This window comes from Barnesiella sp., assembly GCF_022723415.1.
In the GTDB taxonomy this organism is placed as follows: Bacteria; Bacteroidota; Bacteroidia; order Bacteroidales; family Barnesiellaceae; genus Barnesiella; species Barnesiella intestinihominis.
Window position 1 is genome coordinate 1 of sequence record NZ_JAIJHU010000025.1, and the last position, 17,236, is coordinate 17,236.

15 protein-coding genes are annotated in these 17,236 nt (G+C 46.9%); 9 read left to right on the forward strand and 6 right to left on the reverse strand.

The window, feature by feature from the left end; genetic code table 11:
• On the forward strand, positions 1-224 hold a 224-nt coding region (locus QVD32_RS06560; RefSeq protein WP_287710168.1), incomplete at its 5' end, for a hypothetical protein.
• Positions 225-332: 108 nt separating this feature from the next.
• On the opposite strand, the gene QVD32_RS06565 is transcribed toward QVD32_RS06560, so the two are convergent.
• Genes QVD32_RS06565 through QVD32_RS06585 form a run of 5 tightly spaced genes read right to left on the reverse strand, consistent with a single transcriptional unit; the run spans position 333 to position 5,060 of the window.
• Positions 333-1,079, reverse strand: a complete 747-nt coding sequence (locus tag QVD32_RS06565) for a glycosyltransferase family 2 protein (protein ID WP_021891256.1) — start codon at positions 1,077-1,079, stop codon at positions 333-335.
• Positions 1,079-1,762, reverse strand: a complete 684-nt coding sequence (locus tag QVD32_RS06570) for a CatB-related O-acetyltransferase (RefSeq protein WP_021891255.1) — start codon at positions 1,760-1,762, stop codon at positions 1,079-1,081. The genes QVD32_RS06565 and QVD32_RS06570 overlap by 1 nt, the downstream gene beginning before the upstream one ends.
• A 3-nt stretch (positions 1,763-1,765) precedes the next feature.
• A complete protein-coding gene (locus tag QVD32_RS06575; RefSeq protein WP_118687049.1) occupies positions 1,766-2,683 on the reverse strand; it encodes a glycosyltransferase family 2 protein in 918 nt (305 codons plus the stop codon).
• Complete coding sequence (locus tag QVD32_RS06580; RefSeq protein WP_118687048.1) at positions 2,674-3,621, reverse strand: glycosyltransferase family 2 protein; 948 nt, start codon at positions 3,619-3,621, stop codon at positions 2,674-2,676. Before QVD32_RS06580 ends, QVD32_RS06575 begins: the two co-directional genes overlap by 10 nt.
• Positions 3,618-5,060, reverse strand: coding sequence for a lipopolysaccharide biosynthesis protein (locus QVD32_RS06585; protein WP_229033574.1), 1,443 nt, complete (start codon positions 5,058-5,060; stop codon positions 3,618-3,620). Before QVD32_RS06585 ends, QVD32_RS06580 begins: the two co-directional genes overlap by 4 nt.
• Before the next feature lie 544 nt (positions 5,061-5,604).
• Between QVD32_RS06585 and QVD32_RS06590 the strand changes: the two genes are divergently transcribed.
• From QVD32_RS06590 to QVD32_RS06625, 8 genes are all read left to right on the forward strand, one after another.
• Positions 5,605-6,552, forward strand: a complete 948-nt coding sequence (locus QVD32_RS06590) for a PorP/SprF family type IX secretion system membrane protein (protein ID WP_021890881.1) — start codon at positions 5,605-5,607, stop codon at positions 6,550-6,552.
• 3 nt (positions 6,553-6,555) lie between these two features.
• On the forward strand, positions 6,556-7,971 hold the full coding sequence (gene porK, locus QVD32_RS06595) for a T9SS ring complex lipoprotein PorK/GldK (protein ID WP_118687046.1): 1,416 nt from the start codon (positions 6,556-6,558) through the stop codon (positions 7,969-7,971).
• Between the two features lie 34 nt (positions 7,972-8,005).
• Complete coding sequence (gene porL, locus QVD32_RS06600; RefSeq protein WP_046410473.1) at positions 8,006-8,998, forward strand: type IX secretion system motor protein PorL/GldL; 993 nt, start codon at positions 8,006-8,008, stop codon at positions 8,996-8,998.
• Positions 8,999-9,001: 3 nt separating this feature from the next.
• A complete protein-coding gene (gene porM / locus QVD32_RS06605) occupies positions 9,002-10,570 on the forward strand; it encodes a type IX secretion system motor protein PorM/GldM (protein ID WP_118687045.1) in 1,569 nt (522 codons plus the stop codon).
• Positions 10,571-10,577: 7 nt separating this feature from the next.
• The gene (porN, locus tag QVD32_RS06610) at positions 10,578-11,687 is read left to right on the forward strand and encodes a type IX secretion system ring subunit PorN/GldN (protein WP_118687044.1); all 1,110 of its coding nucleotides are present in this window, start codon (positions 10,578-10,580) and stop codon (positions 11,685-11,687) included.
• Positions 11,688-11,853: 166 nt separating this feature from the next.
• Positions 11,854-12,708 (forward strand): helix-turn-helix domain-containing protein, encoded by an 855-nt coding sequence (locus QVD32_RS06615; protein WP_157260388.1) that lies wholly within the window; start codon positions 11,854-11,856, stop codon positions 12,706-12,708.
• Between the two features lie 49 nt (positions 12,709-12,757).
• The gene (gene lacZ / locus QVD32_RS06620; RefSeq protein WP_021890887.1) at positions 12,758-15,985 is read left to right on the forward strand and encodes a beta-galactosidase, LacZ type; all 3,228 of its coding nucleotides are present in this window, start codon (positions 12,758-12,760) and stop codon (positions 15,983-15,985) included.
• A 56-nt stretch (positions 15,986-16,041) separates the two neighbouring features.
• Positions 16,042-16,536 (forward strand): hypothetical protein, encoded by a 495-nt coding sequence (locus QVD32_RS06625; protein ID WP_021890888.1) that lies wholly within the window; start codon positions 16,042-16,044, stop codon positions 16,534-16,536.
• A 65-nt stretch (positions 16,537-16,601) separates the two neighbouring features.
• Here the strand turns inward: QVD32_RS06625 and QVD32_RS06630 are convergent, their stop codons facing one another.
• Positions 16,602-17,099: a hypothetical protein gene (locus QVD32_RS06630; RefSeq protein WP_118687041.1), complete on the reverse strand. Its 498-nt coding sequence runs from the start codon at positions 17,097-17,099 to the stop codon at positions 16,602-16,604.
• Positions 17,100-17,236: the final 137 nt, after the last annotated feature.

A 17,236-nucleotide genomic window follows, 5' to 3' on the forward strand; every position in this document is an offset into this window, starting at 1 on the left:
CCGTAAGGGAATATAGGGGGAGTGTCCGCAGGACGAGGGGGTTAACCCTTACAGTCAAAAATTTTATGCTATCTTTTTCACACCCTCTCCTCAGGAACTACCGTTTCTTCGGTCTCTTCCCTATATTGTTTACACAACTCCCCGCAATGCCACTGGACACGGCAGGGGAGAAGGACAAATACGATCCATCTCATTCGATAAATAATGAGATAGAAGGGCATTAAATCTCTTTTCCTGTGTTTTGCACAGCAAAATATAGGGGAGGTGGCACACAGTGACAGACAGAGGGGTTAAATGTAGGCAAAGAGGATTACAGATTTTAAACATACCGTCTACTCCCGTCCCGAAAAACGAGCGAAAGCGAACCGCACGGCAAACCACAAATGACGCAAGAACGTCGGTAAAGTCCCGTAATATCGGCACATAATCTCGTATCTCTCCTGCAACGAAGCCTTTCGGTTGGCGGTAGTGACCCCCTCATTCAAATAATCGATAAGCACCTCGTGCGTATGAGTTATCGTTCTCGCCATTTGCATGCACCGGATACACCAGTCGAAGTCGGCGGAGAAACTATACCGCAAATCATATTCCGGCGCAATCTCCCGGCGAACGATAAACGCCTGATGGCACACCAGCATCCCCATGCGAAAACTCTTCACCGATAACCTTTCGGGAGCCTGTAACCTCCGCATGGATATAAAACGTCTTTCCGAATCGACCAATGCCGTCTCTCCATAGACAATATCGGGGTCGTTTTTTTCGATGGAATCGGCGATTTTCTGCAATGTATCAGGCTCGTGAAACGCATCGCCGGCATTCAGAAAAACGAGATAACACCCTCGTGCTTTACGCAAACCCTTGTTCATGGCATCGTATAAACCCTTGTCGGGTTCGCTCGTCACCGACGAGACCGCTGCCGAGTGCTGCGCAATCGCAACCGTACCGTCGGTCGATGCACCGTCCACGATCAAATACTCATAGTCGGTAAACGTCTGTCGTTCCACACTTTTCAACGTAGCCGGCAAAGTCCCGGCAGCGTTAAACGTAATCGTAATAATCGAAAAAAGCGGCCGTCCCATTACAATCCGTTTTTCATGAACAATCCGATATCCGAGAAACTGTCCGCCTCTTTCCGAAGTTCGTCGAACGGACGTTCCCACCATCGCGAAGCCAACAGATAAGCAATCTGCTCATCGTCGAACCGTTTCCTGATTTCCCGGGCAGGTACACCGCCCACAATCGCATAAGGAGCCACATCGCTCACCACCACGGCTCCGGTAGCAATCACCGCCCCCGTACCGATTCGAATCCCCGACATCAACGACACGTTGTTCCCAATCCACACATCGGCTCCCACCTCTACGCTCACTCGTCGTTCCCGATCGAGATACCGGCAGTCCTCATACCGCTTTTCCCGGACAAACGAAAACCCCGGTTGCCCGTTGGGAGAGAAAAAAGCCGGGTGAGTAGATACGAAGGTGCGGGTCGGATGCTGTCCGTTGACGATACGGACATTCCGACCGATCGAACAAAACGCACCGACCTCTGCATCGGTGAAATTGCTCCCTCGGCAAATATAAGTGCCCCGGCCGATACGGGCGCCGGCCAACAAAACATTGTCCTGTATGGTATTATATCCGGCCAATCGGGTACGACCGTCGATATAAGCCTTGTACGAAACCCTCGAATGACGAGCCAGTCGATAATAAAACTGCATGAAAAACATAACGATACGACTGGCTAAACGAGTCAAATCCCTCATAATCTATCTCTTTTTACGATTGAATACACGAATCCACAGATTCCCGATGAATACTTTCAATTTATGCCTGTACGAATAATTATAACGATAGGTTCGGGAATAGACTTTTCGGGCGAGCAAGTTCTCTTTTACCGGTGAAATGGGAACTACCGCTATCGGATTCATCGACAAAGTCTGCGTGCAAAGCTGCATAGTATTGCAATGCGTTCCGCTTCCGTCGAATCCCGCATTATCGACCAACGAACGGCCCGTGCCCAACATCAGCTTGTCACACAGAAACAGCGATGCATACCACCGTATGAACCACGAGTTATTCCGACCCTCGATTTGGTCGCGCAACATCTGGGTAAAGTGGAAACCTCCGTCCAAATCGAATTGCCTACACAAATCCCGTCGTTCGATTTCCTGCAACGATTTTCTACCGTTTGGCTCGAAATATTGCCATGCACGGCTCCAAGTTCCCCACCCCCAACTGTTACACCAGCGTATCAAAAACGTATCGGGCAACTCTCCTTTATGGTCGAGCATGTGGCAAGTCACATGGCAAACCTCCTCCGTATCTTTATAAACTTCCAGTGCCTCGTTCATAAAACGCAGAAAATAAGGAGAAACGATCAAATCGTCTTCCAAGACGATCACCCGGTCGTGCGTCTCCAAAACCGAAGTCACCCCCGCAATCACATTGGCTGCCAGCCCCTTGTTCTCCGGTCGCTCCACGACATTCAACCGTTTGAATTTCCACGGTTCGGCAATCACCCGACGCACGGCGGCCACCGCCTCCTCGCTGCCCTGTTTCGCGCCGTCGGCGAAAACATACAATTCGCTTTCCGCCGCCAGCTCGTTCCGCTCCAAATATTCCAGACAAGCGCGCGTATGTTCAGGACGATTATAAACGAATAAAACAATCGGGGCTAACTCCATATCGGTTTAATTTTTGAATGAACATTTTCCAAAAACACAGGTCTTCCCTGTTTGCAAAATCGCTTGATTTCTGCAATAGAAGGGTATCGACACAAAAGCCGGACACTTGTGCCTGTATAAAAACAAAATTCTTTGAATCTTCCCCGCAATAAAGCGAGCACGCCCGGTTTCAAAGGAGCTAATACCCCCCCCCACAGACACTTAGCCATTCCCGAATTTAAATCCGAAACAACCGACAAATAATAAACCCTATCCAATTTCATTTGTGTCTGGCGGGTAATCGGTCGATTTTGCCGGTCATGACACCCCGAAGTCAACGGAGTGTATCCCACCCGATAACCATAGAATCGCATTCGGTGAATATAGTCCACATCTTCGCCATAATGAAAAAACAACGGCGAAAAACCTCCCACCTTTTTCAACGCCGACACCGGGATAAACCAGAAAGCCGCATTAACGAAAGCTGCTTCGACGATATCCGATTTTTTCGATGAAACCGCCGATGCTCCCCCTACATACTTGGCGAACGAACCGTCGAGATGCTCCCCCTTCCCGTCAAGATGCACCGGCGAAAGCACTCCGTAATCGGGATATTTTTCTGCCAACCCCACCAAAGTCCCCACCGTATTCGCCTCTATCCACGCATCCTGATTCACGAGAAACACATAATCGTAATCCTCCTCCAACGCCATTCTCATGCCGATGTTATTCGCTTGCCCGAATCCGAGATTTTTCCTACTCCGCACAAGACGAATCCATCGATACCTCTCGGCGATGATCGACACCGTCCGGTCGGTCGAAGCATTATCGATTACCACAAGATCCGAGGGGTAATCCGAATCCCGAATACTACTCAGACATCGTTCGATCCACGGCTCGAAATTATACGAAACGATCACCGTCAAGACCCTCGGTCGAGCAACTGCTACCTCGTTCACGCTTCACCTCCTCTCTTCACACGACTCTTCAACATCGACAGCATCTCCTGCAACATCTCCAATTTCAACATGTATGCTCCGCCCAAATACAAAACGACATAAACGACCGGGACAAGACACAACCGCCACAAATCGCTCGGCAAAAGCAGATAAACGCCGCACGAGAGTATCGCCGACGCCAACGCCAAGATAAAATACGGAAAAATATCTTTCACATACTCCCCGAAACCGTATCCGAGAAAGCGACGGGCAAAAAAGATCGAAGCCGCCAGAGACAACACCGAATAAGAAATCCACCACCCTATCAGCCACAAAATGCCCGAAGAATAAAACAAAGCGATACCCGCAAACAAATAAATCTTTTTCCCGATTTCCAGTTGTAAATTCAGCCGGGAATAGCCCAGACTATTGAACAAATCGAAAAACAAAATAATAAACGGAGAGCATATTCCCGAAAAACAAAGCAAGCGGAAATACGGCACGGACGGAACCCATTGCTCTTTCAACATGATCGATATGAGCGGATACGAAACGACGACCATCAACAGCATGATAGGAAAAATGAAAAATGCGATGGCCCGTACATTCTTCCGGCAAATCCGTTTCAACCGTTGCAAATCGTCTTGCACCTTCGAGAAAACAGGGAAAGCGACCGAACGGAATATATTGCTGATAAGCGAAGAAGCTATATCCTGATACTTGTCGGCCTGAGTATAGTAGCCGGTCTGCGTCATGCCATAAAACTTACCGATGATAATGGGATATATCTTGTTAAACACATTGTTGATAATACCCGAAACGACCAAGTTGGAACTATATCCGAAAAACTCCCGCAACGAAGCCATGCGAAATATCCATCGGGGACGCCAGTCGTTAAACACCCAGAAAAAAACAGCCCTGAAAAACGAGAGTCCGAGTGTCTGAGCCACCAACGACCAGACTCCCATACCGCCGTAAGCCATCGCAATGGCAACGACCGAAGCGATACCCAACGACCACAAATTGACACGAGCGCTTACAGAGAGCTTGAAATGCTTCAACAACAAAGTCTGCTGTATAAGGGAAAGTGCATTCAACGGAATCACGAGAAACAAAATCCGGCAGATATATATCAAATCAGGGACTTTAAAAAACACTGCAATATAAGGAGCTGCTGCATACAACAAACCATACAGCACGCAACTGATTGCCACATTCACATAAAACACCGTGCTGTAATCGGCCTGAGTAGCCTCCTTTTTCCGAATCAAAGCCGAAGAAAAACCGCTGTCGATCAATATCCCCGACAAGGCGATAAATATCGTGAGAACCCCCACCTTGCCATAATCCTCAGGAGAAAGTTGACGAGCGAGAATAATACCGGCGACAAGATAGAACAACTGCTGTCCCAACTTGTCGGCCGTGCTCCACACGAGCGCTTTCGTCGTCTTTCTCTTCAAATTCTCCTCCATCAGCTAAATGAAAGTCGATAACCTTCTGCTCCACAAAGATAGTGAAAGGTGAGTGCAGAGACAAACGAAAACCTTGTTTCCGATTTGACTATGCCGAACCGCAGCCTATCTTCGTACTCACAAAGATAGCGAAAGGTGAGTGCAGAGGCAAATGGAAATCTCGTCTCCGATTTGACTATGCCGAACCGCAGCCTATCTTCGTACTCACAAAGATAGCGAAAGGTGAGTGCAGAGGCAAACGGAAATCTCGTCTCCGATTTGACTATGCCGAACCGCAATCCTATCTTCGTATGTACAAAGATAGCGAAAGTCGAAAGCAAAAAGCTCAATCGAGCTTAGTTTTTTGCTGAACAAGATAAGCTCCGCGGGACGGGTCTCGCATTTTTCGGAGCGAAAAAGCACTCATATATTTTCTCTTTTCGTAATTTCGCATCCGAAAACAGTTGTGTCAAACAATTTTAAAGGCTATTTTCAGTTATTATAAATATCCGGACTTCGGTGTGTACCCCCCGAAAAGTCTGGAAAAGAGAGTATGCAGATTGTAAGAATCGTTATTCTAACCCTGTGTTGTTTGGTCTTTGCCACAGCAAAGGCTCAGATCGATACGCAGTTCAGCCAATACTGGGCTCTGCCCGGCTATTACAATCCGGCAGCTGCGGGAAGTTCCGACAAGCTCAACATACTCACCTCCACCCGGCAACAATGGATAGGTATGCCGGGAGCCCCTCAAACCTATTTCGTGACAGGCGACATGCCTTTCAAATTCTTGAAACAGAACCACGGAGTAGGACTGGTCGTCACTTCCGAAACCGAAGGGCTATACTCCCATCTGATTTTAGGAGCGCAATATGCCTTCAAAATCAAATTATGGAAAGGAGTACTCAGCCTCGGCATACAACTGGGAATGCTCGATGAACGTTTCGACGGCACACAAGTCAGCATACCCACGAGCGATTACCATCAAGCCACCGACGACGGAATCCCTACTACCGAGTTGCAAGGCATGTCGTTCGATATGTCTTTCGGGGCATGGTACACCCACCCGTGGTTCTATGCGGGAATTTCGGTCTCACACCTCAACGAGCCATCGATCACCTTTGAAGACAAATACGAAACATACATCGGCAGATCCTATTATTTTATCGCCGGGAGCAATATTCCCATTAAAAACACGTTATATGAAGTGCAGCCCTCCATGATGGTGAAAAGCAACCTCAACATCACGCAGTACGAGTTATCCTGCCGTGTAAAATACAACAAACTGTTCTGGGGAGGCCTTTCATATCGCTGGAAAGACGCATGTATATTTATGATAGGTGCGGAATATAAAAACTTTATAGCGGGATATGCCTACGACTACCCGGTATCGGCCATTGTAAAAGCCAGTAGCGGAAGCCACGAAGTATTTCTCGGATACAGTTTGAAACTCGACCTGTCCGATAAAAATAAAAATAAACACAAAAGCATACGCATAATGTAGCCTATGAAAAAGATAATCGTGTATATCACCCTTGCCATTCTCGTCGCAGCATGCGCACCTTCGTCGCGCCATAGCGGTGAAGTTACAGGTGTCGGAGGTACGGCATGGAATGAGCCTACACCCTACGGTATGGTTCTCATTTCTCGTGGATCCTATAAAATGGGACCGGCCGAGAAGGACAGTATTTGGGGAACACAACAAGAACCGAGGGCTGTCTCTATCGATGCCTTCTGGATGGACGAAACGGAAATCACCAACTCAAAATACAAACAATTTGTATTCTGGGTACGCGACTCTATCATTCGGGAACGCCTCGCCGATCCCGCCTATGGAGGTAACGAAGTGTTCAAAATCGAAGAAGACCGGGAGGGAAACCCCATCAAGCCTCGGTTGAATTGGGATAAAGCCATTCCGTGGAGAAATCCCAATGAAGACGAAGCGCGAGCCATCGAAAGCGTGTACAGAATCAACCCCATTACGGGAGAGCGCCAACTCGATGCCTCCCAAATGAACTACCGCTACGAGATCTTCGACCACACCGAGGCATCCAAACGGAAGAATCGTCTCGACCCGGCACGCCGTGACCTCAACACCGACCATACCCCCGACTACGATGAAATCGTAATGATATCCAAAGATACCGCATATATCGACGAAGACGGGCGTATCATTCGCGAAACCATCACACGGCCATTAGGCAGTGAGTTTGACTTCCTCAATACCTACATCGTCAATATCTACCCCGATACCACCGTATGGGTAAACGATTTCGAGAATGCCTACAACGAGCCATACGTGAGACTCTATTTCTCCCATGCCGGCTATAACGACTATCCGGTCGTAGGAGTTTCGTGGGAACAAGCAAACGCATTCTGCGCTTGGCGTACCGCGCTCTTGAAAGGTTCGGTGGGACGTAACGCCGTTGTTATCGAACCGTACAGGCTTCCCACCGAAGCCGAATGGGAATATGCGGCAAGAGCCGGGAAAAACGAAAATAAATTCCCGTGGACGGGTAACCTGCCTATGGCCGAAAAAGGGTGTTTCTATGCCAACTTCAAGCCCGATGACGGGAATTACGTGAAAGACGGAAACCTCATCACTTCACCGGTAGGCTCCTATTCCCCAAACGAGTTCGGATTATACGACATGGCCGGTAACGTATCGGAATGGACTTCGACAGCCTATACCGAAGCCGTATCGCAAAACACCAGCGACCTTAACCCCGAATACAAATATAATGCGGCCAAAGAAGACCCCTACCGCATGAAACGCAAAGTAGTCCGGGGCGGTTCGTGGAAAGACGTTTCCAACTTCATTCGTTCCGATATCCGCATGTGGGAATACCAAAACGAACAACGATCCTATATCGGATTCCGTTGCGTTCGCTCTCAAATCGGATTCGCAAAAGCAAAAAGATAATATCAAAACCCGATAAAACCAATCATCAAGGATCATGGGAAAATACAAAAGATATAAAAACAGTATTGAAAAGTTCTTATCCAGCGATAAAGGACAACGATTTTTCAATTTCGCATACAGTATAGGTGCTGCGATTGTAATCTGGGGTGCTCTGTTCAAAATCCTGCACCTCCCCGGAGGCAGTCTCTTGCTTTCTATCGGTATGGGAACAGAAGTGCTCATGTTCATTCTATCCGCCTTCGACACTCCCCCGAAAACATATCATTGGGAAGAAGTTTTTCCCGTACTAAATAGTAAAAACCCCGAAGACCGGCCCGAATTTTCAGGAGGGAAAGGAACCGTCATTATCGGTGGAAACGGCAAAGGTGGAGGTAGTAACGGAGGGAACTATTCCGATATCACCCCGTCCGATGCCAAAAGAGCTGTGGGAATACCCGAAGGCCTCAATTTAAGCGACGCCGACACGCAAAGCCTCACCGATAGTATTCAAAAAATGTCAGCTGCCGCCGATCAACTCTCGCGTATGGCAGAACTGACAGACGCAACCCAACAATACCTCACCCAACTCTCCGGTATAGCCGAACAAATGGAACAATTAAGAAGTGCGACCGAAAGCCTCACCGCCGTATCGAACACCCTCTTGCAATCCTACCGCAACATCACGGAAAACTCCGAAGGAATATCCGACACCTCGCAAGGATATGTTTCGGGTATGGAAACGCTCAACCGTAACATCAGTGGGCTGAACACCATCTATGAGATACAGTTGAAGAGCATCAGTTCGCAACTCGATAATATAGACCGTGTAAACAACGGGCTGAAAAACATTCGCGACATGTACGAACGCTCCGCTTCCGATAGCTCCCGTTATTGCGAAGCAACCGAAAAAATGACACAGTATATACAGCAACTCAATTCGGTTTACGAAAAGATGATCACGGCAATGACCATCAACATGTACAGACCCATGGGAGGAGCTCCCGTGGAAATGCCCGAAAAACAGAAAGACGACACCGAACAAAAATAACACATGGCATCGAATAACAACAGACTTACACCCCGGCAGAAGATGATAAACCTCATGTATATCGTCCTCACTGCCATGCTGGCCCTCAACGTGTCGTCCGATGTGCTCAACGGATTCAAGCAAGTTGAAGACGGATTGGAAAGGTCTACTTCGAATGCTTCGCTGCAAAACGATGCCCTCTACCAAAAACTGGCCGACTTCAACAGTCAGAATCCCGAAAAAGGAGGACCGTGGTACAAAAAATCGCTGGAAGTAAAAAAACAGACCGCCCTCTTGTACGACTACATCGACTCCCTGAAAAACGTAATCGTCAAGAAAGCCGACGGTAAAGACGGCGATGTAAATAATATCGAACATCAGGACGACCTCGAAGCAGCATCATACATCATGTTGTCCCCCGCCCAGAAGCAAGGAATGAAATTGAGAAAGGGAATAGACGACTACCGCAATCTCATCGGCAGTCTCATGACCGACTCCATCAAAAGAGCAGCGATCGAAAACTACCTTTCGACCACCATTCACTCGGGTAACAGAACCCAAGCCCCCTCCATGTGGGAAACGACGCTGTTCGAAAATATGCCGGTAATCGCCGCCGTAACCATTCTGACGAAAATACAGAGCGACGTGCGGTATGCCGAAAGCGAAGCGCTGCACACCCTCATCAATAACATCGACGAAGGAGACGTACGTGTCAATCAGCTGAACGCGTTCGTTATTCCCAATTCGAAAAACATTATGAGAGGCGGGAAATATAGTGCCAACATCGTTCTGGCAGCCATCGATACGACCCAGCGACCAGCCATATACATCAACGGGAAACAACTCCCTCCCGAAAATAACGGTTTATATGAATTCGTCTGTGGAAGCACCGGCATATTCGATTTTCAAGGCTATCTCGAAGTTCCGCGCGGCGACGGCTCCATGACCCGTCACGAATTCTCTTCGTCCTACACCGTAGTAGAGCCGAGTGCGACCATATCGGCGACCTTGATGAACGTTCTGTATGCAGGTATCGGTAACCCCATCAGCATATCGGTTCCCGGCATCCCCAATCACGCCATTCAAGCTACGATGACGAACGGCACTCTCACTCGTCAAGGTGACAACTGGATAGCCAAACCGGCGAAAGTAGGACAAGACGCGGTAATAACCGTAACTGCCACAATGGACGGGCGGGCGCAAACAGTCGCCAACACTCAGTTCCGGGTACGGCAACTCCCCGACCCTATGCCATTCATCGCCTATAAAGATGCAAACGGTTACGAACAAAAATACAAAGGAGGGAAACCTTTCCCCAAAACACGACTGCTTTCTGCGCCCGGTATTCAAGCCGCAATCGATGACGACCTGTTGAATGTCACCTATCGGGTACTGCGATTCGAAACGGTCTTTTTCGACTCTATGGGAAATGCGATTCCCGAAGTTTCCGACGGAGCCAATTTCTCTCAACGACAGAAAGATTCGTTCCGCAGACTATCGAGAGGAAAACGGTTCTATATATCGAGAGTCCGCGCCGTCGGCCCCGATGGTATAGAACGCGATCTGTCACCTATCGAAGTAATTGTAAACTAAGGCCAATATGAAATATAATTCAGCAAATATGAATACCCTGATAAAAAGCTGTTTGACCCTCTGCCTGCTATGGTCGGCAATAGGGAGTCATGCACAAGTAATCAAAAAAAGCGATACCGACGACTCGAAAAAGACAAACAACCAACTCAGCGTCCGGGCTCAATCGCTTTATGACACTCAGGATGCATCGGATGCCGACATTCCGTGGATGAGGGTAATCTATCGGCAAATCGACTTGAACAAAGAGAAAAACATGCCGCTCTATTATCCCGAAGAGTCCACCGAAAATCAGGAGAATCTTTTCAGAATTGTCATGAAACTTTTGGCAAACAACCAGATACCGGCATACGAATACCTCGACGGACGAGAAATATTCACCGACGAATATCGCATCAAAGTAAAAGAAATGTTCGACCGCTTCCATATCCTGTATGCCCCGGCAAAAGGATACTCCGAGAAGAATCCCCGCTTCACGGTAGAGGAAAGCGATATACCCTCCAACGAGGTACTCTCCTATTATATCTTGGAAAAATGGATATTCGACCGCCGCACCTCGCAGGTAAAACCGTCCATCGAGGCCATCTGCCCGGTGCTTCACCGTACGGGCGACTTCGGAGGAGAAGCAGTCAAATACCCCATGTTCTGGGTTAAATACAACGATATACGACCCTACATCGCACGCCAATACATCTTGGCGAGCAACGAAAACAACGTACAGCAATACAACTACGACGATTACTTCCAAATGCGAATGTACGAAGGGGAAATCTACAAAACCCAAAACCTGCGGAACCAGTCGCTCATGCAAATGTATCCCAATGACTCCATTCGGAAACAAGCACAAGACAGCATAGAAAAACAACTGAAAAACTTTAATGAAAATCTATGGGTTCCCTCCCCCGAAGAAATAGCGAAAGCCAAAGAAGAGCAAGCGGCCAAAGAAGCAAAAGAAAACGGAGAAACGCTCGACAATGACAAACAAAAGAAAGAGAAAAGCCGCACCGCTCGGTCTTCACGGGCAAAAAAACAAAAAGAGGCGAAAGTAAAAAAGCAGAAACAACCGAAACAAAAAAAATCATCTGCTGCCCCCGTACGCTCCGTTCGCCGAACTCGTTAAACTATATTAAACCATAAAAGAGTTTTCTGAAATTCAGAAAACTCTTTCTTTTATATTTCTCAAACTCTTAATATTAATTTGAGCGAATCGCCCATATCGGGTTGTCCGATTCAGATAAAATTTTTATCTTTGTCCGTATTGACTTTATGAAGGATACCATATGCAAATGCCTCCAAAATCTACGGATACGAATCTAAATCCGCAAACGCAGGAACATTTTCTACTTTCTTTTGAAAGGCCCGCTTCCTCTTCCGAGGATAATACATTACTCACATCTTCCGACAAACTTACGATCGTATTATGTACCCGAGGTTGTAAAACCGTGCAACTGAACTTTACAGAATATGTACTCGAACCCGGTAGTATCGCGTTCCTCTACCCCAACACGATTTGGAAACCGATAAAAACGAGCAGCGACTTTCAGGCACGTTATCTCTCGATGAGAGAACATTCGCCCAAAGAAAGAAATGCTTTTTTGGACTTGGAAACCATTTTCTCGTTAAGTACCTATATCGCCAGACACCCGCATACGTCCCTTTCAGCGAATGAGTCGATAGTGGTCGAAGGCTATTTTCGTCTGATACAAAACAGATACGAGGCCCACGTAAACTATGCGATCATACGTTCTCTTATTTCTGCTTTCATCTTGGAGTTAAACCAAATGTTTGCCATACGGGTAGAACGCAAGAAATTGAAAATATCCCGTAAAGAAGATATTCTATGGAGGTTTCTCTCCTTGCTTACCCAGCATTATAAAGAAAATCGCAGCGTCGATTTTTATGCCGATAAACTCTGTATATCGCCCAAGCATTTATCCTCGGTCATCAAGCAATTAAGTCACAAGACCGCTCACGAGATCATTTCCGACGTCGTTATTATGGCCGCCAAGCAACTCCTAAAAACCACGACGCTAAGTATCCAAGAAATTTCGGAAGAACTGAACTTTGCCAATCAATCTTTCTTCGGCAAATTTTTTAAACAAAATACCGGACAATCTCCGTCCTCATATCGAGGTGAATGACCGTCTATAATAAATAACACACTATTCACAAATAAAAACGATAAACGACATGAAGAACATTGTGCTATTTCTATCGGCCGCTTGCCTGTTATCCGCACCTATCTTCGGACAACAGCAAGAAAATCGATTTGCCGAAATTACCGACCCGCAATTACTCAGTATCAACAAGCTGCCGCCTCACGCCAGTTTCACCTCTTACATCGACGAGACATCGGCTTTGAACAAGGACAAGGCGAACGGAAGTTTCTACCTACCTTTGAACGGGATATGGAAATTCCATTATACCGAAAAATTCAAAGAAAGACCCATGAATTTCATGGAGCCCGATTTTAACACCGCCGATTGGAAAGAGATAAAAGTCCCCGGAAACTGGGAGCTGCAAGGATTCGGCGACCCCATCTACGTAAACGTAGGGTATGAATTCGTATCTCCGGGATTCGACAAATATCTCCAAGAGCCCAATCCTCCTATGGTTCCCGAAGCGTGGAACCCGACCGGTACATACCGCCGGGATTTTGCCCTCCCCGCAAACTGGAAAGGAAAAAGAATCTTTCTAAGCGCCGATGCGGTAAAAGGTGCTGCTTACTTCTATCTGAACGGTGAATTCATAGGTATGTCGAAAGCAGGGAAAGTTCCGGTACAATTCGATATAACTCCTGTCGTAAAACCCGGGGAAAATACCTTAGCCGTACAAATGCACAGATTCTCCGATGCCAATTATTTCGAGGGACAGGACTTTTGGAGGCTGACCGGATTTGAAAGAGACGTATATCTCTATGCCCAGCCGCAAAGCCGAATCGCTGATTTCGAAGTACAAACACCTCTCGACTCATCATTCAAGAACGGGGTATTCAAACTCGATGTAAAAGTACAAAACGACGAGGTTAAGGCGCGTTCCATTTCCGTTTCGTATCGACTCATCGACCACGCCGAACAAACCGTAGCCCACGGGGAAAAAGCGATAAAACTCGACAAGAACAGTTCACAATCCGTCTCTTTTGCAGAAACGATAAACGACGTAAAAGCATGGACCGCCGAGACTCCGAATCTATACACACTACTTATTTCGACTGCCGATGAAACAGGGAAAATCGAAGAATGCATTCCTTCCCGTATAGGGTTCCGCACCGTCGAAATCAAGAACAAACAACTGTTAGTCAACGGGCAACCTATCCTTGTAAAGGGGGTTAACGTACACGAGCACGACCCGCTTACCGGTCATTACATAACCGAAGAAACCATGCTCAAAGATTTCGAGCTTTGGAAAAAATACAATGTAAATACGGTTCGTACTTGTCACTATCCTCAACAAAAAAGATTTTATGAACTATGCGACGAATACGGATTCTATGTCATCGACGAAGCCAACATAGAGTCTCATGGTATGGGATATAGCTTACAAACCGGAGGAAGTCTCGGTAACAATCCTCTCTATTTACCAGCTCATTTAGACCGTCTTAAAGACATGGTAGAACGGGATAAAAACCACCCGTCTATCATCACATGGTCTCTGGGGAACGAGGCGGGGAACGGTTACTGTTTTTATGAAACTTATTTGTGGCTGAAACAACGGGATCCGTCTCGTCCGGTTCAATACGAACGTGCCGAACATGAATGGAATACGGATATCGTTTGCCCCATGTATATTTCCCCGAAAGGAATCGAAGCATATGCTCTTAACCCCAAATCGCATCGGCCTCTTATCCTCTGTGAATATGCCCACGCTATGGGGAACAGTTTGGGAAACTTCCAAGATTATTGGGATATCATCGAAAAATACGATCTTCTTCAAGGCGGCTGTATATGGGACTGGGTAGATCAAGGACTCGAAAAGACAAATGAAAAAGGCGAAAAATTCTGGGCTTACGGCGGTGATTACGGAGATACCGGAACTCCCTCCGATGGAGATTTCTGCATCAATGGTATCGTATATCCCGACCGGAAAATAAAACCACAGACCATTGAAATGGGCAAGGTTTATCAAAATATCAAATTCAAAAACTTCGACCGAACGAAAGGAACGATCGAAGTTCAAAACGAATTTTTCTTCACAGACCTCGACAAATACGATTTCGCTTATGCGGTAAAAGGGAATGGGAAAGTATTGAAAACCGGGAAATTCACCGTCTCGTTGCGTCCGCGTCAGAAATGTACGGTTACATTGAACGGGCTGCCGAATATGGATAAAGAAACCGTAGACTATCAAATCGAATTCGAGGCCAGACAGAAAAAAGCGGAACCTTTCCTTCCGCAAGGTTATGTCGTAGCACGCGAACAAATCTCGGTCAAACCGGCCGTCAAGCCAGTTGCAAAACCCGATCAAGGAGTCGTCTCACAAACCGATAATGGTGACGAGACGATTTTCTCCGGCAAGAATTTCAGCGTTACATTCGACAAAAACAGCGGCTTGATCACCTCGTACCGGTATAAAGGAACCGAATATATCCTCGACGGATTCGGACTCCGCCCCGCTTTTTGGAGAGCTCCGTTAGACAACGACTACGGCTATAACTCACCCAAGCTATTGGGTAAATGGAAAGAAGCCTCCCAACAGCCCCCTGTCGCCCGTTCATTCTCCATCGATAAAAAAGAGAACGATAACGTTCGTGTCGTTTGCCGATACCTTTACCCGCAAACCCGGTCGGAATGGGAAATCTCCTATACGATATTCGGTAACGGGGTTATCAAAGTAGACAACACGTTCGAGGTATCCGATCCCCAAGCGCCCATGATTCCCCGCGTAGGATTGCGTATGCAGTTACCCGACTCATTCACCCGGTTGGAATACTATGGCCGAGGACCGTGGGAAAACTACATAGACCGCCGTACCAGTTGTTTTATCGGGCGATACGAAGCCAACATAGCCGACCTTTACGAGCCGTATGTACGTCCGCAAGAAAATAACCATCGCACCGATGTGAGCTGGTTTGCTCTTACAGGCAAAAAGAACGCTTTGCTAATCGTCACCGACAGCTTGTTGGAATTCAATGTTTCGAACTATCCCCTCGAATCGTTCGATAGCGGAGACCATCGTGACGACGGTCGTCAGCGTCCCGAAAATCCCGGGCAACGTCACAACTGCGATCCCAAGCCGGCCGAACTGGTCGACCTATTCATCGATTACCGTATGATGGGACTCGGCGGAGACGATTCTTGGGGCGCTCAGCCTCATGAGGAATACCAAATCAATTTAGCTCCCGGAAAAATTTCTTACGGATTCAGCTTAATTCCTTTGGATAAAAACGCTAACTTTGAGAAAGCCATCAAACAATACTAAAATTGCCGAATATATCCCGGAATGACTTCCGGGATATATTTATAAATAAACATTTTATGAGTCGATTACCCAAACTGTCTTTACTCGTTTCGCTCCTGTTTCTCTCCTCTTGCAGTTTATTCAAAGAACTATCTTCCGACGATGTTACCCGAATTACATCGGAATATTTCGACGAAAACCACGACATGGTATTTTATTCGACCTTATCGCTTCTACAAGCCGAGCAGTTCACTATCGTGCAAGCCGACAAAGAGAGCGGAATCATACGAGGTACACGACACATCGAGCGGGACGATGTAGAAAGGAATTTAAAAACCTTCGGTACAGCTACCGAAAGGGAATCGACCGAAGCCGTATTCCTCATTCTACCGCTTTCCGACAAACGTACGGAGGTAAAGCTCTCTCTTTACCGGAACGAACTGACCGTTACCCGCAAAAACGAAGTCAATCAAAAGCAAACCTCCCATACCATGCTTTTGAAGGAATCGACCTACGACAAATGGCTGAACAAATTAAAAGCCGAAGTGAAAAGAAGAAAAAAGCTCGTTTAATCGCCCACCGAGAGTCTCTTGTTTTTCAAACGGCATTCACGATAGCCTATCGATGTCTTTGGTGGCTATCTCTTTCGACGAACTTTTTTAGAAGATTGTTTTTTCAGCTTGACAATGGGATCGACCGCCCGATGCGAAACATGATTTATCGTCGAAAGGTCTGAACACTCCTGATTGTTTCGCAAAAGAGAAGCAGGTGCGACAAGCGGGACTTGCGACTGCTCACGGTCTTCTATATCCGGCAATTCGCACTCCTCCCTGTCCATATCGATGTCCGCCACCCGATTCGCCTCTTTCGGAGAGTCCGACTCCGACACAGCAACTTCGGGCATAGCCTCTTTTTGATTCGCAAACAACTCCTCGAACTTCTTTTCATATTTGCGGGCATAGCGTTCGAGCGTGTTGATACAAGTCATGACACTCTTCACTTCGTCACGATCGTTTATCACATCTAAACCGAGCAACCGTTCGTAGTACCGGAACAATACTTCACACCTCAACATCTCAATCTCCATACGGCGCATCGACAGCTGTTCCACCATTTTTTGTTCTTGTGTTTCCATTGTTTTTTCGACAAAGTAAAAACAAGTCACACACTCATTTATGGCATGATGATACAAAAACAAAATAGAAAAACCGGTTAAAATATTGCAAAATTTATTTTTTTATTTATCTTGCAAACGTTAATCTATAAACCATA